Annotated in this window: 22 protein-coding genes; 21 read left to right on the forward strand and 1 reads right to left on the reverse strand. The window is 42.5% G+C overall.

Going from position 1 to position 24,154, the window contains the following annotated elements; all coding sequences use genetic code 11:
- Window positions 1-30: 30 nt before the first annotated feature.
- From BM375_RS12520 to BM375_RS12595, 16 genes are all read left to right on the forward strand, one after another.
- Window positions 31-1,767: a tetratricopeptide repeat protein gene (locus BM375_RS12520; RefSeq protein WP_093366520.1), complete on the forward strand. Its 1,737-nt coding sequence runs from the start codon at window positions 31-33 to the stop codon at window positions 1,765-1,767.
- A 112-nt stretch (window positions 1,768-1,879) separates the two neighbouring features.
- Complete coding sequence (locus BM375_RS12525; RefSeq protein WP_093366619.1) at window positions 1,880-2,260, forward strand: NADH-quinone oxidoreductase subunit A; 381 nt, start codon at window positions 1,880-1,882, stop codon at window positions 2,258-2,260.
- A 119-nt stretch (window positions 2,261-2,379) separates the two neighbouring features.
- Entirely contained in the window at window positions 2,380-2,934 is a 555-nt protein-coding gene (locus tag BM375_RS12530; protein ID WP_093366522.1) for an NADH-quinone oxidoreductase subunit B, read from the forward strand.
- Complete coding sequence (locus BM375_RS12535; RefSeq protein ID WP_093366523.1) at window positions 2,927-3,430, forward strand: NADH-quinone oxidoreductase subunit C; 504 nt, start codon at window positions 2,927-2,929, stop codon at window positions 3,428-3,430. The genes BM375_RS12530 and BM375_RS12535 overlap by 8 nt, the downstream gene beginning before the upstream one ends.
- 20 nt (window positions 3,431-3,450) lie before the next feature.
- The gene (locus BM375_RS12540; RefSeq protein ID WP_170852662.1) at window positions 3,451-4,686 is read left to right on the forward strand and encodes an NADH-quinone oxidoreductase subunit D; all 1,236 of its coding nucleotides are present in this window, start codon (window positions 3,451-3,453) and stop codon (window positions 4,684-4,686) included.
- Window positions 4,679-5,203 (forward strand): NADH-quinone oxidoreductase subunit NuoE family protein, encoded by a 525-nt coding sequence (locus tag BM375_RS12545; RefSeq protein ID WP_093366525.1) that lies wholly within the window; start codon window positions 4,679-4,681, stop codon window positions 5,201-5,203. The genes BM375_RS12540 and BM375_RS12545 overlap by 8 nt, the downstream gene beginning before the upstream one ends.
- A gap of 2 nt (window positions 5,204-5,205) precedes the next feature.
- On the forward strand, window positions 5,206-6,555 hold the full coding sequence (gene nuoF, locus BM375_RS12550; protein WP_093366526.1) for an NADH-quinone oxidoreductase subunit NuoF: 1,350 nt from the start codon (window positions 5,206-5,208) through the stop codon (window positions 6,553-6,555).
- 68 nt (window positions 6,556-6,623) lie between these two features.
- Window positions 6,624-7,640 (forward strand): NADH-quinone oxidoreductase subunit G, encoded by a 1,017-nt coding sequence (locus tag BM375_RS12555; RefSeq protein WP_093366528.1) that lies wholly within the window; start codon window positions 6,624-6,626, stop codon window positions 7,638-7,640.
- A 13-nt stretch (window positions 7,641-7,653) separates the two neighbouring features.
- Window positions 7,654-8,691 (forward strand): NADH-quinone oxidoreductase subunit NuoH, encoded by a 1,038-nt coding sequence (gene nuoH, locus BM375_RS12560; protein WP_093366529.1) that lies wholly within the window; start codon window positions 7,654-7,656, stop codon window positions 8,689-8,691.
- Between the two features lie 54 nt (window positions 8,692-8,745).
- A complete protein-coding gene (locus BM375_RS12565; RefSeq protein WP_093366531.1) occupies window positions 8,746-9,270 on the forward strand; it encodes a NuoI/complex I 23 kDa subunit family protein in 525 nt (174 codons plus the stop codon).
- A gap of 1 nt (window position 9,271) precedes the next feature.
- Window positions 9,272-9,769 (forward strand): NADH-quinone oxidoreductase subunit J family protein, encoded by a 498-nt coding sequence (locus BM375_RS12570; RefSeq protein WP_093366532.1) that lies wholly within the window; start codon window positions 9,272-9,274, stop codon window positions 9,767-9,769.
- The gene (gene nuoK / locus BM375_RS12575) at window positions 9,769-10,098 is read left to right on the forward strand and encodes an NADH-quinone oxidoreductase subunit NuoK (RefSeq protein WP_093366534.1); all 330 of its coding nucleotides are present in this window, start codon (window positions 9,769-9,771) and stop codon (window positions 10,096-10,098) included. The genes BM375_RS12570 and nuoK overlap by 1 nt, the downstream gene beginning before the upstream one ends.
- A 77-nt stretch (window positions 10,099-10,175) precedes the next feature.
- Entirely contained in the window at window positions 10,176-12,095 is a 1,920-nt protein-coding gene (gene nuoL / locus BM375_RS12580; protein ID WP_093366535.1) for an NADH-quinone oxidoreductase subunit L, read from the forward strand.
- A gap of 96 nt (window positions 12,096-12,191) precedes the next feature.
- Entirely contained in the window at window positions 12,192-13,637 is a 1,446-nt protein-coding gene (locus tag BM375_RS12585; RefSeq protein WP_093366537.1) for a complex I subunit 4 family protein, read from the forward strand.
- 17 nt (window positions 13,638-13,654) lie between these two features.
- A complete protein-coding gene (locus BM375_RS12590) occupies window positions 13,655-15,046 on the forward strand; it encodes an NADH-quinone oxidoreductase subunit N (RefSeq protein ID WP_093366538.1) in 1,392 nt (463 codons plus the stop codon).
- 207 nt (window positions 15,047-15,253) lie between these two features.
- On the forward strand, window positions 15,254-15,733 hold the full coding sequence (locus BM375_RS12595; protein ID WP_093366540.1) for a hypothetical protein: 480 nt from the start codon (window positions 15,254-15,256) through the stop codon (window positions 15,731-15,733).
- Window positions 15,734-15,818: 85 nt separating this feature from the next.
- On the opposite strand, the gene pgi is transcribed toward BM375_RS12595, so the two are convergent.
- Window positions 15,819-17,465 carry a glucose-6-phosphate isomerase gene (gene pgi / locus BM375_RS12600; protein ID WP_093366541.1) on the reverse strand — a complete coding sequence of 549 codons (1,647 nt, stop codon included), beginning with the start codon at window positions 17,463-17,465 and terminating at the stop codon, window positions 15,819-15,821.
- Between the two features lie 117 nt (window positions 17,466-17,582).
- On the opposite strand from pgi, the gene BM375_RS12605 reads away from it, so the two are divergent.
- The 5 genes from BM375_RS12605 (at window position 17,583) to sufC (ending at window position 24,126) form a co-directional block, all read left to right on the forward strand.
- Complete coding sequence (locus BM375_RS12605) at window positions 17,583-18,692, forward strand: tetratricopeptide repeat protein (protein ID WP_093366543.1); 1,110 nt, start codon at window positions 17,583-17,585, stop codon at window positions 18,690-18,692.
- 190 nt (window positions 18,693-18,882) lie between these two features.
- Window positions 18,883-21,003: a carboxy terminal-processing peptidase gene (locus BM375_RS12610; protein ID WP_093366622.1), complete on the forward strand. Its 2,121-nt coding sequence runs from the start codon at window positions 18,883-18,885 to the stop codon at window positions 21,001-21,003.
- Window positions 21,004-21,455: 452 nt separating this feature from the next.
- The gene (gene sufB, locus BM375_RS12615; protein ID WP_093366544.1) at window positions 21,456-22,907 is read left to right on the forward strand and encodes a Fe-S cluster assembly protein SufB; all 1,452 of its coding nucleotides are present in this window, start codon (window positions 21,456-21,458) and stop codon (window positions 22,905-22,907) included.
- 31 nt (window positions 22,908-22,938) lie between these two features.
- Window positions 22,939-23,289, forward strand: a complete 351-nt coding sequence (locus BM375_RS12620; protein ID WP_093366545.1) for a four helix bundle protein — start codon at window positions 22,939-22,941, stop codon at window positions 23,287-23,289.
- Window positions 23,290-23,367: 78 nt separating this feature from the next.
- The gene (sufC, locus tag BM375_RS12625; protein ID WP_093366547.1) at window positions 23,368-24,126 is read left to right on the forward strand and encodes a Fe-S cluster assembly ATPase SufC; all 759 of its coding nucleotides are present in this window, start codon (window positions 23,368-23,370) and stop codon (window positions 24,124-24,126) included.
- The last annotated feature ends 28 nt before the right edge of the window (window positions 24,127-24,154 follow it).

The raw sequence follows: 24,154 nt of genomic DNA on the forward strand, positions 1-24,154 counted from the left end.
TAAGTATAAAAATAGAACACATAATAAATTATGACAAACAGCAAATTATTTTTAAGTCTATTATTAGCCGGTACAGTAGGTTCTGTAAGTGCACAGAGCTTAAAGGATGCAAAAGCAGCATTAGCTGCCGAGGAGTATGATAAGGCTAAGTCTATTCTTCAAAATTTGGTTGAGAAGAAAGCGAAAGATGGGGAAAACTATTTTTACTTAGGTCAGGTGCACTTGGTTAACGACAAGATTGACTCTGCAGAGTATGTGTTCAATCAAGGTCTTACCAATGCTCCAAAAGAGCAATTGAACAATGTTGGTTTGGGTATTGTAGACTTATTGAAAGGAAATGCAGGTGCAGCAGAATCTAAGTTTGCTACTTCGGTTTCCAGTTTAGGCAAAAAAGATTACTTGCCTTTGTTGTATATTGGTGAAGCATATACCAATGCACCAAAGCCTGATTATACAAAAGCAGTTGATTACCTTACCCAAGCTAAAACAAAAAATGCTAAAGATGCAACTATTTTTGTGGCATTGGGGGCTGCTTATGCTGGCATGGGCGAGAATAGCCAAGCATACGTGAACTATCGTGATGCGGAATACATGGATCCTTCTTTGTTATCACCGAAAATCGGTCAGATTTTGATTTCCCGTAGAGCGCATGCGTATGATGTAGTGCTTGAAGATTTGAATAAATTGATCCAAGAGAACCCGAACTATGCGCCACTTTACCGTGAGCTTGCGGAAACATATTACCTTTCTTCATTGAAAGCTCCGGAAGAGCAATATCGCGAAATCAATACAAAAGCTGTTGAAAGCTATAAAAAATACTTAAGTCTGACTGGAGATGCTTCTGTAGAGGCAAAAACACGTTATGCTGACTTCTTGGTATACTCTGGAAACTATGATGAGTTGAAAGTTGTTGCCCAAGAATTGGCCAATGCTCCGGGAGCTGATGCGAAAGTATTCCGTTATTTAGGTTATACCGCTTATTTGCAGGATAAAGATTATGCGAAAGCTGTAGAGCACTTGAACACATTATTCAGCAAAGTGCAGCCTGAGCGTTTGATTCCTCGTGACTACTTGTACGCTGGTTTAGCAAATGTAAGCGCAGGTGATGACGTAAAAGGTTTCGGTTTGTTGAAAGAAGCTATTGCTAAGCAGCAAGAGGATGATAACTTGGAAACGGAAATTGCAGAGACTGCTTTTGCTAAATATCAAGATGGCGAAGTTGACGAAGCAATCAAAATCTTCCGTTTACCAGCGTCTATGCCAGAATCGGATTATTACTATGATGCAAACTATTACTTAGGTCTTGGTCAATACAGTAAAGGTTCGCGTATGGTCTCTCCTGCTGAAGGTGAGGAAATCAATGCTGAATTAGGCAAGCAAAAATTAACGGCTGCTAAACCTATTCTGGATGAAGCAGTAAAAGCTTTCGGAATTGTTACCGCAGCAACAAAAGAAGATGTAGTTAAGAAATACCTTATCACAGCCTTGTATTATAAAGGTCTTTCAGAGTTAGCTTTGGATAACGTAATGTATGATCCTGAAAGTGCACAAGGTTTATTCGTAGACTCTTTCACTAAATTGTTGCAAGCTGTTAAAACAGCAGAAGGTGATCAGGATTTGACTTCTTACATCGTTGATGCAAATAACTATATCGGTTATTATCTTTACTTAAAAGGTGATACAGCAAAAGCAAAAGCACATTTCTTGGAGACTTTAAAGGTTAGTCCAGAAGATGAATTTGCAGGTCAGTTTGCAGAACAATTATAAGAATAAGGTTTTAGCATATAAAAAAACGAAAGGGACTGATATCAGTCCCTTTTTTTATTGCAAAAAAATTATATATTTGTTACTTGAGAAAAGATAAATAAACGAAATGATTATGGAAGCTGTAGACCTAAGCAGTACACCAGTTGACTATGTTCCTATCCTCATACAATTAGGGGTTGCGGTAGGATTTGGCGTTTTGACAATTATCGGCACCCACTTGCTCGGGCCTAAAGTCCGTACAGAGAACAAGTTGAGTGCTTTCGAATCCGGTGTGGAGGTGATTGGTAATGCGCGTCAGCCCTTTTCCGTGAAATATTTTATGGCGGCAATCTTGTTTGTCCTGTTTGATGTGGAAGTAATATTTATGTATCCTTGGGCTGTCAATTTCCGTGAAATGGGCTTGGATGGCTTGTGGAAAATGGGGATTTTCTTAGGTGTAGTAGTCTTAGGACTAGTCTACGAGATGAAGCGCGGAGCATTAGATTGGGATTAGCGTTTAAGCGTAGAATTGTGAAATCGTAGAATCGAGGGCTTAAATAAACATTAGTCTAACAATATACAGTCAGTTCAACGCTTCGGCAGTTCGTCGATTCAGCATATAAATAAAAAGATATGAGTAAAGTGACATTAGCAGAAGCGCCTCCTGGGGTAGAAGGTGCAGGATTTTTTGCTACATCTTTGGATAAAGCTATTGGATTGGCCCGAGCCAATTCGTTGTGGCCATTGCCTTTTGCTACTTCATGCTGTGGTATCGAATTTATGGCGACCATGGGCTCTACCTATGATTTGGCACGATTTGGAGCCGAGCGTCCAAGTTTTTCACCTCGCCAGGCAGATATGCTGTTGGTGATGGGAACTATTGCTAAAAAGATGGCTCCCGTACTTAAGCAAGTATATGTACAAATGGCAGAGCCTCGTTGGGTAATTGCTGTTGGTGCTTGTGCATCCAGTGGTGGTATTTTCGACACATATTCTGTTTTGCAGGGAATCGATGAAATTATCCCTGTAGATGTCTATGTGCCAGGTTGTCCGCCAAGACCAGAGGCAATTCTGGATGGTGTGTTGAGATTGCAGGAGATTGTGAAAAATGAATCCTTGAACCGTCGTAACACGCCGGAATACAAGGCTTTATTAGAAAAATACGGAATAGTAACAGAGAATGGATAAGTTAGATAATCAACTGATATTGAGTTCTCTGCAAGAAAAATTCGGGCAGAGTGTGAAGCCATTGGGCGAACCACATGGTCTGTTGACTGTAGAGGTGGACAAAGAGGCCATTATTGAGGTGCTCAGCTTTGTGAAAGATGATGAAACGCTTCGCTTCAATTTTCTGACGGACATTACTGCTGTTCACTATCCGAAACAAGAACGCGAGTTCTGCGTAGTTTACCATGTGCACAACATGTTGCAGAATGTTCGGTTGCGGCTAAAGGTTTTCCTTCAAGGTCCAGAGCCGAGCGTGGCTTCTGCTACCAGCGTATGGAACGGTGCGAACTGGATGGAGCGGGAAACCTACGATTTCTTTGGCGTTGTGTTCGAAGGACATCCGGATTTGAGACGTATACTGAACATGGATGAATTGGAAGTGTTTCCGATGCGGAAGGAATATCCTTTGGAAGATCCTAACCGCGTAGATAAAAAAGATTTTTACTTTGGACGTTAACACCTAAGTGGATAGAGAAGATGAGCAAGCCCATAACCAAGATAACGAGCAATAAACCGGTATTTTTTGATAATGACCCTCAAGAAGAGCTGATTACCTTAAATATAGGCCCGACGCACCCTGCTACACATGGTGTATTCCAGAATGTCGTCCAGATTGATGGTGAACGGATTGTTAGTGGTGTCTCCACCATTGGCTATATACACCGTGCTTTTGAGAAAATTGCAGAACACCGTCCTTTTTACCAGATTACACCCTTGACCGACCGCTTGAACTACTGTTCGTCGCCGATCAATAACATGGGCTGGCACATGACGGTGGAAAAGCTGTTGAACATCGAGATACCGAAGCGTGTGCAATATATGCGCGTTATCGTGATGGAATTGGCGCGTATTGCGGATCATATTATCTGTAACGGTATCTTGGGTGTGGATACGGGGGCTTTTTCTGGCTTCCTCTATGTTATGCAGGAACGCGAATTTATTTATGAAATCTTCGAAGAGATTTGTGGAGCACGTTTGACGACAAATATCGGTCGTATTGGTGGATTTGAGCGCGATTTCAATGAAGTTGCTTTCCGTAAGATCGAAGAGTTTACGAAGCGTTTCCCCCCTGTATTGAAAGAATTTGAAGAGCTTTTCGTACGTAATCGGATTTTCATTGAGCGTACATCCGGTGTTGCAGCCGTAACGCCAGAAGAGGCTTTGAGCTATAGTTGGTCTGGTCCTATTCTACGGGCTACAGGTGTAGATTATGATGTGCGTGCCGTTGCGCCTTATTGTTCGTATGAAGAATTTGATTTTGAAGTCCCTGTGGGCACGAATGGTGATGTCTATGACCGGTTCTTGGTGCGAAACGAGGAGATGTGGCAGTCCTTGCGCATTATTGAGCAAGCTTTAGAAAAAATTAAGAAAGAGCCGGCTGGTGTTTTCCATGCGGATGTGCCGGAATTCTATTTGCCTCCGAAAGAGCAAGTTTACACCAACATGGAAGCACTTATCTACCACTTTAAGATTGTCATGGGCGAGTGGGAAACGCCACAATCCGAGGTGTACCACGCAGTGGAAGGCGCCAACGGTGAATTAGGTTTTTACCTGATACACGATGGCGGTCGTTCGCCATATCGTTTGCATTTCAGACGGCCTTCTTTTGTCAACTATCAGATGTTTGCACCGATGAGCAGCGGGATGTTGATTTCGGATGCCATTATCAATATGAGTAGTTTAAATGTTATTGCAGGAGAATTAGATGCTTAGTGTTAAAGAAAATATGATTGTCGAATTCTCGGATGAACTCTTAGCCAAGTTTGCCGAGGTCGTTGCGCGATACCCACAAGGGCGTCAGAAATCAGCACTATTGCCGGTATTGCATTTGGTGCAGGCAGAATACGGCTGGTTAAGCGTTGACGCGATGGATAAGGTTGCTGCCTATCTTGATATTCGACCTATAGAGGTATATGAAGTGGCTACTTTCTATACCATGTTCTTTTTGCAGCCGCAAGGGAAATACATGTTGGAAGTTTGTCGTACAGGACCTTGCTGTCTGGTTGGTGCTGAGCGCATCATGAAGCATATTGAGCAAAGGTTGGGTGTGAAAGAAGGCGAAGTGACGGCAGACGGTCTGTTTTCGTGGCGAGGTGTAGAATGCGTGGCAGCCTGTGGCTTTGGACCGGTATTACAGATCGGTCCCGAATATACGTTCTACGAAAACCTAACGGAGGAAAGCGTGGACAACTTAATTAATGAATTGAAACAAAAATCTCAGCAAGGATAGTTATGGCACGTAAGTTATTGTTGACACATATCGATGTTCCCGGCATTCAGAGTTTTGAGGTATACCGTCAGAAAGGGGGCTACCGTGCTGTGGAGAAAGCCTTGAAGACGATGTCGCCGGATGATGTTGTGGAAGAGGTGAAAAAGTCGGGATTACGTGGCCGTGGAGGCGCTGGTTTCCCAACCGGGATGAAATGGAGTTTCTTAGCAAAACCGGAAGGTGTGCCGCGTTACTTGGTTTGTAACGGTGATGAATCGGAACCGGGGACTTTCAAAGACCGTTTCTTGATGACGCATATCCCGCATGCTTTGGTAGAAGGGATGATCGTGTCCAGCTATGCGTTGGGTGCAAACACTTCTTACATCTATATCCGTGGGGAAATGATGCCCCAAATCCGTATTGTGGAGAAAGCGATTGCCGAGGCTAAAGCTGCTGGGTTTTTAGGAAAAAATATATTGGGTAGCGGTTACGACTTGGAAATCCACGTACAGCCGGGCGGGGGAGCTTATATCTGTGGTGAAGAAACTGCTTTGCTTGAATCCTTGGAAGGTAAACGTGGAAACCCGCGTATCAAGCCTCCGTTTCCCGCGGTGTCTGGCCTTTACGGATGCCCGACAGTGGTCAACAACGTAGAATCTATTGCGGCTACTGTGCCTATTGTAAATGACGGCGGTGAGGAATACGCCAAAATCGGTATAGAACGTAGTACTGGAACAAAGTTGATCTCTGCATCAGGAAATCTGGTTCGTCCGGGAGTATATGAGATCGAGATGGGCTTACCGATGGAAGAATTTATCTATTCGGATGAGTACTGCGGAGGAATTGCGAATGGCAAGCGCTTGAAAGCAGTTGTCGCGGGAGGTTCATCTGTGCCGATTCTTCCGACAAATTTGGCTTTGAAGACAGCAAAAGGCGAGAGCCGATTGATGACTTATGAATCCTTGGCTGATGGTGGTTTTGTGACCGGTACGGCTATGGGATCCGGTGGGTTCGTTGCATTTGATGAAGACCAGTGTATCGTGCGCAATACGTTGAACTTCACACGGTTCTACCATCACGAAAGCTGTGGACAGTGTTCGCCTTGTCGAGAGGGAACAGGCTGGATGGAGAAAGTATTGCATAAGATTGAATATGGTCAGGCTTCGTTGAGCGATGTAGATTTGCTGTGGGATATTCAGCAAAAGATCGATGGTCATACGATATGCCCGCTTGGAGATGCTTCGGCTTGGCCGGTAGCGAGTGCGATCCGTCACTTTAGGGATGAATTTGAATGGCATATCCTTCATCCGGAAGAAGCGCAAACGCGCAACTTTGGTTTAGCGCATTATGCTGACCCTTTGGTGACAACATAAAATAAGATTTAATCGAGCTTTGAATGGGCTCTTGAAGATATAATTTTTGACTTTTTAATTTCGGGACGATGGCTGAAGAAGAAGTAAAATTTAAGGTAACGATAGATGGCATTCCGGTAGATGTAGCTCCCGGAACGACGATATTGAATGCTGCCCGGCAGATAGGCGGGGATATTGTCCCTCCCGCTATGTGCTACTATTCCAAACTGGAAGGCAGCGGAGGGAAATGTCGTACCTGCTTGGTGAAAGTGTCAAAAGGTTCTGAAAAAGATCCGAGACCCATGCCAAAACTGGTGGCTTCTTGCCGTACGACGGTCATGGATGGTATGGAAGTGCAGAACATCACTTCGCCGGATGTGTTGGAAGCACGTAAGGGGGTGGTAGAGATGCTGTTGATTAACCACCCGTTGGATTGCCCAATCTGTGACCAAGCCGGTGAATGTAAGCTACAAGACCTGAGCTATGAGCATGGTGTTGCCGATACGAGGTATGAATTTGAGCGTCGTACATTTGAACGTATAGATATTGGCGATAAGATACAGTTACACATGAACCGCTGTATTCTTTGCTACCGTTGTGTGTATGTTGCGAATCAATTGACCGAAGGTCGTGAGCATGGTGTTATCCATCGTGGAGACCATTCAGAAATATCAACATTCATTGAGAATGCATTGGATAGTGATTTCATCGGTAATGTTATCGATGTTTGTCCGGTTGGAGCGCTTACCGATAAGACTTTCCGCTTTAAGAACCGGGTATGGTTTACAAAACCAGTAGATGCACATCGTGATTGCCCGACCTGTTCAGGTAAGGTGACGCTGTGGTACAAAGGGGAAGAGGTTTTGCGTGTGACAGGACGGAAAGATGAATATAATGAGGTGGAAGACTTCATCTGTAATACCTGTCGTTTTGATACAAAGCAGACTTCAGACTGGGTATTGGAAGAACCAACACCTGTTGAGAAAGAGTCCGTTATTACGGCAAACCATTATGCGGAGTTTAACCCGCCACCGGTGATTAAGGAAAATCCGGCATTGCAGGTTGCAAATGCAGAACAATTGGCACGAACAGAAAAATTAAAATAAGCACAGTCAGCACATGGAAGGAGCTTTTATTTTAGAAAAATTAATATTGGTGGTCATCGTTTTTACCGTTTCATTGGTGATAGCGATGTATTCTACTCTTGCAGAACGCAAGATTGCAGGCTTTATGCAGGACCGTCACGGACCGCATCGCGCAGGACCGTTTGGTTTATTGCAACCTTTGTGCGATGGTGGAAAATTCTTTTTCAAAGAGGAAATCATACCTGCAGGGGCACATAAGGGACTATTTATATTAGGGCCGACACTGGCTATTATTACTGCCTGTATCAGTTCGGCGGTCATTCCTTGGGGGCAAACCTTAGAAATTGCTGGTCGTGAGGTATCATTGCAGGTAGCAGACATCAACGTAGGTATTTTGTATATTTTTGGCGTTGTAGCCTTGGGTGTATATGGTATTATGTTGGGAGGATGGGCTTCGAACAACAAGTTTTCGTTGATGGGCGCTATACGTGCTGCCTCGCAAAGTATCAGTTATGAAATTGCGATGGGTCTTTCCATCATTGCTTTGCTGATGGTGACCGGAACACTTTCGATGGGTGAAATCGTGGCACAGCAATCGGGCTTTGTGAACTGGAATATCTGGGTGCAGCCTATCGGATTCCTAGTGTTCATTACCTGTGCTTTTGCCGAGTGTAACCGCGTTCCTTTCGATTTACCGGAATGTGAGACAGAATTGGTCGGGGGTTACCATACCGAATACTCTTCAATGAAGTTGGGGCTTTACATGTTCTCCGAATATATTAACATGTTTGTGTCTTCAGCGTTGATGGCAGCGCTATACTTTGGGGGATATAACTTCCCGTTCATGTATGATTTGGGGTTATCGCAAAACTGGATTACGATTATCGGTGTACTAGTGTTCTTCTTCAAAATTTTTGGATTTATCTTCTTTTTCATGTGGATTCGTTGGACATTACCGCGCTTCCGTTATGACCAGTTGATGAATCTGGGGTGGAAGATGCTGATTCCTTTGGCAATTGCCAATATTGTGTTGACAGCGGTAGTTACGATTATAAAAGATATGTATTTTTAGTATTGAGTACAGCGTATTGAGATTTGAGACCTTGTATTCATAAATAAAACAGATATGCAATCATTATCTAATAGAAAGAAAGTCATTGAGCAGAAACCCATGAATTTTTGGGAGCGGATATACCTGCCGTCTATTGTTAAGGGGCTTGGGATTACTATCCGACATTTCTTCAAGAAGATACCGACTATCAAGTATCCGGAAGAACAGCGACCATATTCTAAGAATTTTCGTGGCCAACACTCGTTGAAGCGTGATGAGCAGGGGCGTGAGCGTTGTACGGCCTGTGGTCTGTGTGCCTTATCTTGTCCTGCCGAAGCGATTACGATGACTGCAGCGGAACGTACGAAAGGTGAAGAGCACTTATATCGTGAAGAGAAGTATGCTGCCGTTTATGAAATCAATATGTTGCGTTGCATCTTCTGTGGTCTATGTGAGGAAGCTTGTCCTAAGGAGGCGATTTATTTAGATGGCCCGCATGTGACGGCGGACTACTTGCGAAAGGATTTCATATATGGTAAAGACAAGCTTGTAGAACCCGTTTTTGATATTAAAAAATTAAACCAAGAAAACACCAACTAAAATGTCAGTATTTTATTTAGTCGCATTTTTAGCTATTTTCTTTGCGCTGATGACCATCTTCACAAAGAACCCTGTGCATAGTGTGCTCTATTTGGTCATTACCTTTTTCACTTTGACCGTACATTACATCCTGCTGAATGCACAGTTTTTGGCTGTTGTGAACTTTATTGTTTACATGGGAGCCATTATTGTGCTTTTCCTGTTTGTCATGATGTTGCTAAACCTGAACGAGGAAGCTGAACCCGTCAAATCCAATTTGGTGAAGATTATGGGGGCAATAGCCGGTATGTGTTTATTGGCTACGCTTTTGGGAGCTTTTCGTGTTATCGAACCAAGTAATGAGATGGTGGCCGCACATGCAGATATCGGATTGGTTGAGAATTTAGGCAAGGTATTGTTTAATGAGTTTTTATTGCCCTTCGAGATTTCATCGATCCTGTTGTTAGCAGCGATGATAGGGGCAGTTTTGTTGGCAAAGAAAGACGTTAAGAAAGCATAATGGGAAATATTGTAGAACAAATCCAAGGCGTTCCATTGAACCACTACATCATTTTTTGTAGTATTATTTTCGCTATTGGTGTAACCGGAGTCCTTATTCGTCGTAATGTGATTATCATTATGATGTCCATTGAATTGATGCTTAACTCGGTAAATCTTTTGTTGGCGGCTTTTTCCGCTTACAGAGGAGATCCCAGTGGGCAGGTTTTCGTCTTCTTCGTTATGGCTTTGGCAGCAGCAGAAGTGGCCGTCGGTCTGGCGATTATCATTATGGTATATCGCAACACGAAGTCGCTGGATATAGAGTCGTTAAGTAAATTACGTTGGTAAATCCCCCTAACCCCCAAAGGGGGAATAATTGAAAGGAGATAATTACTAACAACTAAAAATATTTTTAACAAGAATACATGAAAGAACTAATTTGGCTTATTCCCCTGATTCCATTTGTGGGGTTTGTGATAAACGGTCTGGGCCGAAATGTCCTGCCGAAGGCATTAGTGGGAATAATAGGATGCGGAACCGTATTACTGTCCTTTTTATTGAGTGTATCACTATATCTTGATATCAAAGCGGCGCGTGATGCTGGTGAGGTGGCGGAAATTAGTAGACACCTATTTGATTGGTTTGCTGTCGGCAACCTGAAGGTGAGTTTATCGTTTCTTATTGATCCGCTGAGCAGTTTAATGTTGTTGATTATTACAGGCGTTGGCTTATTGATACACTTGTATTCTTACAGCTATATGTCAGGCGATAATGGATTTGGGAAATTCTTTGCCTACTTGAACCTGTTTATCTTTTTCATGACGATATTGGTGATGGGTTCCAATTATTTGGTGATGTTCATCGGTTGGGAAGGTGTTGGTCTATGTTCTTACCTGCTTATCGGCTTTTGGTTCAAAAACTCATCCTACGCTTCTGCCGCAAAGAAAGCTTTCGTTATGAACCGTATCGGGGACTTAGGTTTCCTGATTGCGATGTTCTTTATTTTGTCTACGTTCGGAAGCTTAGAATACAAAGAAGTGTTTGGACAAGCGGCGACATTATCTGTAGGTGATTCAACAGTTCTTATCATTACCCTGTTACTCTTTGTCGCAGCAACCGGTAAGTCTGCACAAATACCTTTGTTTACATGGTTGCCGGATGCGATGGCTGGTCCAACTCCGGTTTCTGCACTTATCCACGCAGCAACCATGGTTACCGCAGGTATCTATATGGTCGTTCGTTCCAATATTTTGTTTACCCTATCCCCAGTGACCATGGAAATCATGGCTATCGTTGGACTGGCAACGGCATTGATAGCTGCCTTTATCGCATTAACCCAAAACGACATTAAAAAAGTATTGGCTTACTCGACCGTATCCCAGTTGGGCTATATGTTCCTAGCTTTAGGCGTGGGTGCATTTACCGGTGCTTTCTTCCATGTGTTGACACATGCTTTCTTTAAAGCCTTGTTATTCCTTGGGGCAGGTTCTGTTATCCATGCTATGAGCAATGAGCAGGATATGCGGTCGATGGGTGGACTACGCAAGTCACTACCTGTAACCTTTGTGACAATGCTGATCGGTACGATTGCTATCAGTGGTATTCCGCCTTTGGCCGGTTTCTTCTCAAAGGATGAGATTTTGGCTTACGCTTTTCAGCATAATATCCTGTATTGGGCGGTAGGTTTCTTGACTGCATTATTTACAGCATTCTATATGTTCCGTTTATTGTATCTGACTTTCTTCGGTGAGTTCCGCGGCACGGCAGAGCAAAAAAGCCATTTACATGAATCGCCTTGGCAGATGACATTACCATTGATTGTACTGGCTATTCTTTCAGCTATCGGTGGATTCATGAATGTGCCGGAAGCCTTGGGTGGACACCATAATCTTGCACATTTCTTAGCTCCGATTTTTGAAGGGAGCAATGCTATCGGTTCAACCACGTTGACCTTGAGCCATTCTACGGAATATATCCTTATGGGAGCATCGGTATTGGGGGCTATTGTCATGGCGATTGTAGCGTATAATACCTATGTGAGTAAGAAAAATATTCCGGTGGCTGACGATAAGGCGGAAGGTGGTTTGCATGCCTTGTCTTACAATAAGCTATACATTGACGAGCTTTATGATGCGGTGATTGTAAACCCACTGAAAAAATTATCCACTGTCTTATATAAATACGTTGACCGCTTGGGAATAGATGGATTTGTCAATGGCCTTGGTGAATTTTTTGTTGGTTCGGGTAAAGGAATACGTTTATTGCAGAGCGGACATGTGGGCTTCTATATCTTTATGATGGTTATAGGGGTTGTTGCTATATTGATATATGGATTCTTTTATTAGTATTGTGTAGTGAGTATTGCGTATTGAGATATTAGTATTTATTATTTCCGATAGACTCATTACGTCTGGTTTTGACTTTTTAATTTTTACTTTTCAATGAGTAACTTATTTATATTACTGTTAGTACCAATTATAGCGGCGATTGTCTTGTTTTTCATTAAGCAATCGTCTACGGCAAAGTGGACTGCCTTGGTTTTCGCTCTCCTTCAAGCAGGGCTAACGCTTCCATTCCTCTGCGGGTTTGAGCCGAATGCTGCTATTCAATTTGAGCAAAACTGGGTTTGGATAGCCTCTTTGGGCGTGCACTTCCATATCGGTCTGGACGGCATCAGCCTGCCAATGGTGTTACTGACAAATGGCCTTATTCCACTTATTGTGCTGACCACTTTCTCGAAGGCATATAAAGGAAACTTTTACGGATTGGTGTCGTTCATGCAGGCAGGTTTACTGTTGGTATTCTTGGCTTTAGATGCATTCTCGTTCTATGTGGGTTGGGAAATTGCTTTGATACCAATTTACTTCATCTGTGCATTGTGGGGCAGTGGGGACCGGATAAAGGTTAATCTGAAATTTTTTATCTATACCTTCTTCGGAAGTCTATTGATGCTGATTGGGATTATCTACCTCTATAAGCAGGTTCCTTCAAACAATTTTGAATGGACATCATTTGTGGCGTTGGATCTGTCAGAGACAACACAACGCTGGATATTTTGGGCTTTCTTTATCGCTTTTGCTATTAAGATTCCGATTTTCCCTTTCCATACCTGGCAACCTGATACTTATACCAATGCTCCGGCAGCAGGTACTATGCTTTTGGCTGGTATTATGCTTAAAATGGGCGTATATGGATTAATCCGTTGGCTGTTGCCGATTGCACCTTTTGGTGTGGTCGCCTATAGCCAAGTGGTGATGGTGTTATGTGTTATTGGTATTGTGTATGCATCGATTATTGCCTTCAAACAGCAGGATGCGAAGCGTCTGATTGCTTATTCATCCATTGCCCACGTTGGGCTTATTAGTGCCGGTGTTGTGTCTTGGCATGAAGAAGGTGTACAAGGAGCCATTATTCAGATGGTGAACCACGGTATCAGTGTTGTTGGCTTGTTCTTTATTATCGATATTTTGGAGGACAGAACCGGTACAAGACTGCTGGGTGAACAAGGTGGGTTGGCAGCTCCTTTTCCGAAATTGGCCACTGTGTTCTTGATTATCCTGATGGGAGCGGTCGGATTGCCTTTGACCAACGGCTTCATTGGTGAATTCCTCTTGCTGAAAGGCGTGTACGATTATGGCGTGTGGTTTGCGGTATTTGGTGGGTTGACCTTAATCTTAGGGGCTGTTTATATGCTGCGTTTTTATCAGAAATCCATGCTTGGGACACTGACTTTGCGCCCGATTTTGGGAGGTGATATTCGCGGAGCAGAGGTTTTGGTGTTGGTGGTCATTGTCTTTTTCACCTTATTCTTGGGCATATTGCCAAACAGTATTTTGAAACTGTCGGAAGCGTCAGTAGTGAACTTATTGAATCAAATTAAATTTTAAGTAGCGAGAATCATATCATGGGAGCGATTATTACGTTAAGTGTTTTGGGAATTTTGGTTTTGTATCTTGGGCTTTTCAAGGCCAAGAACGCCTTGCTTCCTGTTACGCTTTTGGGATTGGCTGTAGCGTTAGGCTTTACGTTGGCTGATTGGAATAAAGAAGCAGAACCGCAATTCAGCGGTATGGTGATTTTCGACCACCTGGCGCTGTCCTTTACGGTTTTAAGTATTGTGGTGACCGGATTGATCTTGTTGCTTTCCAAAGAATACTTCACCAGTATCAGTAAGAATGTGGCAGAATATTACTGCCTTATCCTGTTTTCCCTGACAGGAGCCGTTCTTGTCAATTCCTATCATAATTTTGTGATGCTTTTTGTAGGGATTGAGATTATGTCCGTTGCTTTATATATCTTGGTGGGTATCCGCAGGACAGATTTTGCTTCCAATGAGGCTGCATTGAAATATTTCCTGATGGGAGCATTTTCTACTGGGTTTTTGTTATTTGGAATAACCTTATTGTATGGCGCTACGGGTACTTTCGATCTGGAAGGACTTCGTGCGTATGTGATGACGGCAACTGAGATATCACCATTATTTTATGGCGGGATATTGCTGTTGCTTTGTGGTCTTTGCTTCAAGGTAGGTGTTGCGCCTTTCCACTTCTGGACACCGGATGTGTATGATGGAGCGCCAATCTTGATTACCAGCTTTATGAGTACAGTTGTGAAAGTTGCTTCGTTTGTAGGCTTCTTGCGCCTATTCGGTACGGTGATGGTCCCACTGAGTGATTTCTGGACACCGGTATTGTTAACGATTATCATCATCACCCTTTTTGTGGGGAATATCAGTGCATTGATGCAGAGCAGCTTTAAGCGCATGATGGCTTATTCCAGTATCTCACATGCAGGGTATATGCTCTTTGCAATTGTTGCCTTAGGGATAGAGTCTGCATCCAGCATATTGGTGTATGCTACAGCATATTCGTTGGCCTCTGTGATTGCTTTTGGTGCTTTGATCTTGGTGAAACGTGAAACAGGTTCCGAGCAGTTTGAAGCGTTTAATGGGTTAGGAAAACGCAAACCTTTATTAGCAGCAGCATTGACGGTAGCTATGCTTTCCTTAGCAGGGATCCCATTGACAGCAGGTTTTGTCGGTAAGTTTATGATGTTTAGCAATGTTATGGGTACTTATAATGTCATGTTGCTGGTATTGGCGGCGGTGAATGCAGCAATTGGTATCTATTATTACTTACATGTTGTGGTGAATATGTACTTTAGAGAAAGCACAGCGGACGCAGAACAAACAGCTTTGCCTATCTCGGTAAACTATATTGTGGTCTTGGGAATTGCAGCTTTGCTGACCTTAGCAATCGGCGTATATCCAGATTGTTTGATAGGGATATTGTTGTAATAGTGGAGTGACTAAAAAAACACCCTCAAGATTTTCAATCTTGAGGGTGTTTTTTTAGTTATCAAAATATTATGCTGTTCTTAGGCGTTATCCTTTAGGAGTTCATTACTTTACGGCTGAGTTATACAGCTCGGTTGTAGAATACTGTTGCCCGAAAGCCACACATAAAATAGGTAGAAATATTTTGAATACAGGTCAAATAGGAAAATGAAAGTAACGGTATTTTATTTGACATTTTTATGGTTTCTGGGTATGCAATCCCTGCATGCTCAGGTTGTCAGTGTGGGCGGTAAATTCGATAAAAAACCAATGTTTCAGGCATCATTGAATGCACCGGTGTTCTTCAATAAATACCTTCCGTATGATATTGCCTTTGGGTTGGATTATACCACGCGGAATAAGGAAGCCCCTTCGGGCTTACAACCGCAGGTAACAGGCATGTATTTTATAGTGGATAATGATTATAAGGACTTTTTGGTATCCGCCAATGTCACTGCTGGGTATCTGTTCGATTTCAACAAGCAATTTGCTAATCAATTTCGGGTTTCTCCACATGTATACTTTGAAATACCGTTTTGTATGGTTAAAGTAGGCTACGACTATACGATGCCGCTCAATAAAGGTTATCCGTTCGTTTCTGTTGGTTTAGGAGGCTTTCTGCTGTTCAGGCATTTTAAAGTGATGTAGGAATTTGTCTCGTCCTCATTGCAAACGAGTACGAGTTTAAAAGGAAAAGGCGAAGTTTTATAAAACTTCGCCTTTTCCTTTTAAACTATCTCCAAGCCTTGTATTGATTAATCAATCCGTTGGTTGATGCGTCATGGCTTGTGATGGACTCCTCGTTTTCCAGTTCCGGTAGAATCTTGTTGGCTAATTGCTTGCCTAATTCCACTCCCCATTGGTCGAAGCTAAAGATGTTCCATATAATCCCCTGAACGAATATTTTGTGTTCGTAGAAAGCGATTAGTGCACCTAGGCTTTCAGGTGTAATCTTTTTGAACAAAATAGAGTTGGTTGGTCTATTGCCTTCAAAGACTTTGAAAGCTTTCAGCTTTTCTATTTCTTCTGCAGATTTGCCAGCCTGTTGAAATTCCGCAACGACTTCTTCTTCTGTTTTTCCGTTCATTAGCGCTTCAGTTTGCGCGAAGAAGTTAGATAGCAACATCGCATGATGGCGGCCAATAGGGTTGTGTGAGATGGCAGGAGCTATGAAATCGCATGGAATCAACTTTGTGCCTTGGTGGATCAGCTGATAGAAAGCATGCTGTCCGTTTGTTCCCGGCTCACCCCAGATGATAGGTCCCGTTTGGTAATCTACACGCTGTCCGCTGCGGTCTACATATTTACCGTTACTTTCCATATCACCCTGCTGGAAATAGGCTGCAAAGCGGTGGAGGTACTGATCGTAAGGGAGAATGGCATGGCTCTCGGCTTCAAAGAAGTTGTTGTACCATACGCCGAGCAAAGCCAAGATTACCGGGATATTCTCCTCAAACGCTGCCGTGCGGAAGTGTACGTCTGCCTGATGCGCTCCTTTCAACAAAGCTTCGAAGTTGTCATAACCTATGCCTAATGCGATGGATAAGCCTATCGCGGACCAAAGGGAATAACGACCCCCGACCCAATCCCAGAATTCAAACATATTCTGTGTGTCGATACCAAAAGCAGCTACACCTTTTTCATTCGTACTTAAAGCAGCGAAATGCTTAGCGACATCTGCCTGTGCAGCACCGGATTCCAAAAACCAGTCTTTTGCCGAAGTGGCATTAGCCATGGTTTCCTGTGTTGTAAAGGTTTTGGAAGCTATCAAGAAGAGGGTAGTCTCAGGGTCTACCTTTTTCAAGGTTTCGGCAATATGTGTGCCATCTACATTGGATACAAAGTGTAGGTTCAACCGGGTTTTGTAGGCTTTTAATGCTTCCGTAACCATTACTGGTCCCAGATCAGAACCACCAATACCGATATTAACAACATCGGTGATTTCTTTTCCAGTATAACCCTTCCATTCACCAGATAAGATACGGTTCGTAAAATCTTTCATGTGCGCCAACACGGCTTTCACATTTGGCATCACATCCTCCCCATCCACGATGACAGGCTCACCAGAGAAGTTGCGCAATGCTGTGTGCAATACCTGTCTGCCTTCTGTTTCGTTGATTTTTTCACCTTGGAACATGGCTTCGATAGCTTTGTCTACCTGACATTCTTTGGCCAATTGGATCAAGAGCGCTATGCTTTGGTCATCTATTCTGTTTTTGGAATAATCTAACAGAATATCGTTAAAAGTAACGGAAAACTTCTCAAAGCGTCCCGAATCCTCGGTAAATAGATCCTTTAAAGATTTCTCGTTGATTTTGATATAATAATCTGCGAGGTATTTATAAGCTTGGGTTGTTGTAAAATCAATTTTTGGTAACATAATATTGTGTTTTTATCAATCAAACTTAAATAATTTTATGGGGATGTGCAATATTATTGCTGTTGCATGTGAAAGTGAATTTACGTATGTTTGGGTAACGAGTAAAATAGATTTTGTATGGAAATCATAGCAAAGCGCTTTATGCTGCTTGGGGTAGGGATAGTTTTCACCCTTTTGGGCAAAGCGCAGGATAAAGGAAAAATGTTGGATCCTTCGGGATATGTAAATAAATATGATGTAAACTTTAACGGGATTGGTCCGCAGGTTTATGTGTTGCCGGCTCCACGTACTAGAGAAGAGCTATTGACGGATTCCTATAAGGAAAAGATACGGTTTGAGGACAGTATTGAAAGGGCTTTGGATTTGCAACGTGTGGTGGAAGAGTTTAAGCCTACGAGCAATGTGTCCAATATCCAGTATTTAATTTCCCCATTACCGAAAGACGGTTCACAGTGGGAAAAGCTGATTGCAGATGAACTTAAGCGCGAAAATTATGTTGGCGGTTATGGCTTATTGCATGTGTATGCCGATATGATGCTGAAGGCAGGAGATATCTCCAATGCTTTGACCTTATTGCAGCGCGCCTTACAGCATGCACAGAAAACACCGAACAGCATGGATGTAGCTACTATCCAATACAATCTGGCGAATTTGTTTCTCTTTGAACGCAATATTCAACAGGCGGGTTTCTTCCAAGAAGCTTTTTACCAGTCTGCATTGACCCAGAAGAGTATTGTGGAGCAAGCCAATTCATTGACAAAGATTGCGCTGATACAAGCTTATGATAAAGATTATCGCTCTGCAGAAAACAATATTATCCGTAAAGCGATTCCGTTGCTGAACAAAGCCAAAGCCTATGACCGTAAAGTCATTGCCTGGCAAACCCTTGCCCGAATATATCAGCTGCAGAACAAACATACAGAGGCACAGTGGTTTCTTATTCAGGCCCGAGACTTAGCAAACAGCAAAAACTTCCATAGCGAACTTGCTGAAATCGAATATATGCTCGCTTTCTCGAAATTTGCACAGAAAAACTACCGTATAGCGAGTAAGGAATTTCAACAGGCCGAAAAATTAGCCGAAGAAGAAGACAATAAACTACTACAATTGGCGATTGTCGATAAGCTGGGACAGATTTATATGGATGAAAAGGATCTGAACAAAGCGGAAGATGCCTTAAATAGCTACCACGATTTGCGCAGTGTGCTGTTCAGTAAACATGAGTAATAGAATTTTTACAACAGAAAAATACATTTGCGCATAGTTTTTGGGTAAAACCTATAAATTACGTTAATATTTTAGCTGGAATAGCGTAACATGGTTCATTTTTCAGTATTTTTAGCGCGTTCAAACTTTTCGTGTGTAAAATTTGAATACTGAAAGGAATATATAAATGCATTTAAATAAATTGGTCTTTATGTTTAAGAATATTGTATTTGGCCTCGCGTTGGTATTGGTTATCGCATGTGGGTCAAAACCAAGAGTGAGTATAGGGGAGGGAGAGTTGGAGTTAAGACCCTCTGCACAGCATGAGGTAATCGCTTCTGAGGTTGCCAACTTGTTGGAGAATTACAGTTATAAGAAAGTGCCGATGACGGACTCCTTGTCTAATATCGTATTTGATAACCTATTGAAATCGATGGATGCCGGTCGCAACTATTTGTTGCAGTCAGATGTCGATGAATTTCAAGAGTTCCGCAATCATATTAGTCAGGATTTCAGAAAGGGAGACCTAACAGCACCTTTCCACATGTTTAATGTGTATTCAAAACGCTATATGCAGTGCATGGAATATGCGTTATCCCAAGTAGATGCTGAACACGATTTCAGTATAGACGAGAAATATGTCGCTTACCGTGAGAAATTACCTTATCTGACATCGGAGCAGGAGCTCAACGAGCAATGGCGCAAGCGTGTGAAATATGACTTGTTGAACTTACGTTTGACCTCAACAGATAAGGATTCTGTAGATGTCGAAAAGCATAAGGAAACTTTACGTAAACGTTACAAGAATCTTATCAGCCAAGCAAAACAAACGAATTCCAATGATGCGTTTCAATTGATTATGACCGCATTGACAGACGCTGTCGATCCACATACGACGTATTATAACCCTTCGTTTGCACAAGCATTTAACGAAAACATGTCCAACACTTTTGAGGGGATAGGCGCTCGTTTAATGATGGAAAATGAAATGGTGACGATCAAGGAAATTATTGCTGGCGGACCGGCGTTTAAGGATAAGAGTTTGCAGGTAGATGATAGAATTGTGGGCGTGGCTCAAGGAGAGGGTGAGTTTGAGGATATTATTGGTTGGCGATTGGATGCTGCAGTAGCTAAAATCAAAGGGCCGAAGAATACGGTTGTTCGACTAAAAATTATCCCTGCAGGGCAGGAACTTACTGCACAGCCCAAGATTGTAGCGTTAAAACGTGAAAAAATAGTTATTGAAGAAGAATCTGCACAGAAAGAAATCAAACAGGTGAAAGGAGAGGATGGCAAAACCTATAAAATAGGGCTGATTAAGCTTCCGAAATTCTATATCGATTTTGATGCTTATCGTCGCCGTGACCCGGATTATAAAAGTACAACGAGAGATGTGCGGCTGATCTTGGATACCCTGAGACAAGAAAAAGTAGATGCTGTTGTCTTGGATTTACGTAGCAATGGAGGTGGTTCGTTGCAAGAAGCTATTGAATTGACCGGCTTGTTTATTGATAAAGGCCCAGTGGTGCAAGTTCGCGATGTACGTAACCGTGTGCAGGTGGATAATGATGAAGAGCCAGGCGTGGCTTGGGATGGGCCTTTTGGGGTGATGATTAACCGTTTTTCAGCCTCTGCATCGGAGATTTTTGCAGGAGCAATTCAAGATTATGGTCGTGGTGTTGTTTTTGGTTCCCAATCGTATGGAAAAGGTACAGTGCAATCGGCTATCGATATGTCCCGCTTTATCAGCGCGACGAATAAATTGTTGTTGAAAGCTAAGGGAGAAGATAAAGACCCGGATACGCCAAACGGAGCGCCAGAGTTTGGGCAAATTAATATTACCATGGGTAAGTTCTACCGTGTTAACGGTAGCAGTACGCAGCATAAAGGGGTAATGCCAGATATCATTTTCCCTTCGCAATATTCTGCTGAGAAGTTTGGTGAGAGTTCCGAACCTTCTGCTTTGCCTTGGGATCAGATTAAACCAAGTAATTTCGCGAAAGTGACTGATTTGGGTGAAACGATAAAGGCCTTAACGACTAAGCATGAAAGCCGGATGAAGAAATCCCCTGAATATCAGTTCTTATTGGAGGATATCGAAGAGTTCGGAAAAGCGGACACTATACAGGAAATCAGCTTGAAACAGGAAGAACTGCAAAAAGAGCGTGAGAAAAATAAAATGAAAAACCGCGCCCGTGTCAATAAGGCCTTAGAGTTGCGTGGCTTGCCGCTTTGGAAAGAGGGGGAACCTCAACCAAAGACCGAGTTCGATTTTATTTTGGATGAAACGCTGAATGTAATGGCAGACTACATTGCAGTAGCCAAGCCTTAATTTTAGAAATTGTTTCTTAAGTTTATCTTTATTTAGCAGCTCTCAGATTTCTGAGGGCTGCTTTTTATTATAATGGTATTTCTTCTGGTGTAATGTGTAAATCTACATTACGCGGAAGATGGTAGGCAATCATGTTAATGTAAAAAATGAACGTATTGCATTATCAAGTTTCCTTGTTGTTTAGGGGCGTCGACAGACTCTGCCTGACATTGTTGAGCGGATAGACATGTAGCGTTTCGACAGGCTCAGCGTGGTATTTGAATAGATTCTATCTCTTAAAGTACGGCAGGGAGGCGCAGCATCCTTTTCTGTTTCGCAATGACCATGGTCACTTTTTTTGGTGAAAGTAAGGGTAAAACCATGAGGTTTTGACGTTTATTTAGGGATTAAGTTGTATCTTTGTAGTCCGAAAAAGAGGTAGGAATCGCCGAGTAAATAATAGGGGAAGAGAAATGAGTACCAAAGACGACGAATTACTGAAAGAGCTTGAGCTCGAAGAATATAAGTACGGTTTTACGACCGATATCGAAATGGAGATTGCCGCAAAAGGGCTTTCTGAAGATACTGTTCGCTTTATATCCGCCAAGAAAAATGAACCGGAATGGTTGTTGGAATGGCGATTGAAAGCTTTCCGTCACTTCTTGACATTGAAGATGCCGACCTGGCAGAACTTTGAAAATCCAGAGGTTGATTTTCAGGATATCTCATACTACGCTGCGCCGAAGGCTAAGAAGCAGTTGGAGAGCATGGATGAAGTGGATCCGGAATTATTGGCAACTTTTGAAAAACTGGGCATTCCATTAGATGAACAGAAAGTGTTGGCAGGAGTGGTAGCGGTGGATGCTGTTTTTGACTCCGTATCCGTAAAGACTACATTCCGGGAGAAATTGAAAGAGCAAGGTGTTATCTTCTGTTCTTTCGGGGAAGCGGTACAGGAATATCCTGATTTAATAAGGAAATATTTAGGAACGGTAGTTCCGCAGACAGACAATATCTATGCAGCATTAAACTCCGCAGTTTTTTCTGATGGTTCGTTTGTGTACGTTCCGAAGGGGGTGAGATGCCCGATGGAGCTATCTACTTACTTCCGTATTAACGCACAGAATACAGGACAGTTCGAGCGTACATTGATTGTCGCCGATGAAGGTGCTTATGTATCTTACTTGGAGGGCTGTACGGCACCGATGCGGGATGAGAATCAATTGCATGCGGCTGTTGTGGAGCTAATCGCGGAAAGAGATGCCGAAATCAAATATTCTACCGTACAAAACTGGTACCCTGGCGACAAGGACGGTAAAGGCGGTATATATAACTTTGTGACCAAACGTGGGATTTGTAGGGGTGACAACTCTAAAATCTCATGGACACAGGTAGAGACCGGTTCAGCTATCACCTGGAAATATCCTGGTGTTATCTTGAAAGGGGATAACTCTGTAGGCGAGTTTTATTCTGTAGCAATGACGCGTAACCGTCAAGTTGCGGATACAGGAACGAAGATGATACATTTGGGTAAAAACACCCGTTCCAAAATCGTTTCCAAAGGTATCTCAGCAGGTTTGAGCCATAACAGTTACCGTGGTTTGGTCAAAATCGGACCGAATGCAGATAAAGCACGTAACTTTACGCAGTGTGACTCTTTGTTGATTGGTGACCGTTGCGGTGCGCACACGTTCCCCTACATTGAGAGCAAAAACAAAACAGCGATGCTGGAGCATGAAGCGACTACTTCTAAAATCGGAGAAGACCAAGTGTTCTATTTGAACCAACGTGGAATTGACTCTGAAAAGGCAGTAGGTCTCATCGTGAATGGCTATGCAAAAGAAGTGTTAAACCAACTGCCGATGGAATTTGCCGTAGAAGCACAAAAATTGTTGGCGATTTCGTTAGAGGGATCTGTAGGATAATTTGGAAATGAGTTGATTTGGAAATTTGGAAATGAAAGACGCTGATAACTTGATTGTTCGCCTCTCTTTTGAGTTTGCGCTGGATATTATCAAATACTGTGAAGAATTAGAATTATCGCGCAAATATGTGCTTGCAAAGCAACTGTTAAAATCGGGGACTTCGATTGGAGCAAATATCCGAGAAGCTCAGAATGCAGAAAGTAAGGCGGATTTCATTCATAAGTTCAAGATAGCGGCGAAGGAAATTGAAGAGACACAATATTGGTTGGATTTGTGCTTATATGCAGAATCTTACCCTGATCCTATTGGATTGGTCGAAAAAATAAAGAGTATAACAAATATTGTAAATAAAATTATTATTTCATCGAAAACGAATAGATAATTGGAAGATATGTTGATTTGAAGATTTGGAAAGGTTATTTTCAAATTTCGAAATTGTCTAATTCTCAAATTAAAGAAAATGCTAAACATTAAAAATTTACAAGCCTCGGTAGAGGATAAAGAGATATTAAAAGGATTAAACCTAGAGGTTAAGGCTGGTGAAGTGCATGCTATCATGGGGCCTAACGGAGCTGGAAAAAGTACATTGGGCAATGTATTGGCTGGACGTGACTCTTATGAGGTAACTGGTGGCGAAGCTTTGTTGGACGGTGTTGACTTATTGGATCTTTCTCCAGAAGATAGAGCTCGTGAAGGCCTGTTCCTTGCTTTCCAATATCCTGTGGAGATTCCGGGCGTATCCAACATCAACTTCTTGAAAACTGCGGTAAACGATATCCGTGAGTATAAAGGGTTGCCGCCAATGGAAGCGAAAGAATTCTTACAGATGGTTAAGGAAAAACAGAAATTGGTTGAGTTCTCAGCTAATTTAGCAAACCGTTCTTTGAATGAAGGATTCTCCGGAGGTGAAAAGAAGCGTAACGAGATTTTCCAATTGGCGATGTTGAACCCAAAATTGGCAATCTTGGATGAGACAGACTCAGGTTTGGATATCGACGCTTTACGTATTGTTGCTAATGGCGTAAACCAACTACGTTCTAAGGACAATGCCTTTGTGGTTATCACCCACTACCAACGTTTGTTGGATTATATCGTGCCTGATTTTGTGCATGTTCTTTACAATGGACGTATCGTTAAGACTGGTCCAAAAGAATTAGCATTGGAATTGGAGGAAAAAGGTTACGATTGGTTAAAAGAATACGACACGCAAACTGCTTAATTCCATTTCAACATGGAAGAATTGATTA

It is taken from the genome of Sphingobacterium wenxiniae (assembly GCF_900116225.1).
GTDB lineage: Bacteria > Bacteroidota > Bacteroidia > Sphingobacteriales > Sphingobacteriaceae > Sphingobacterium > Sphingobacterium wenxiniae.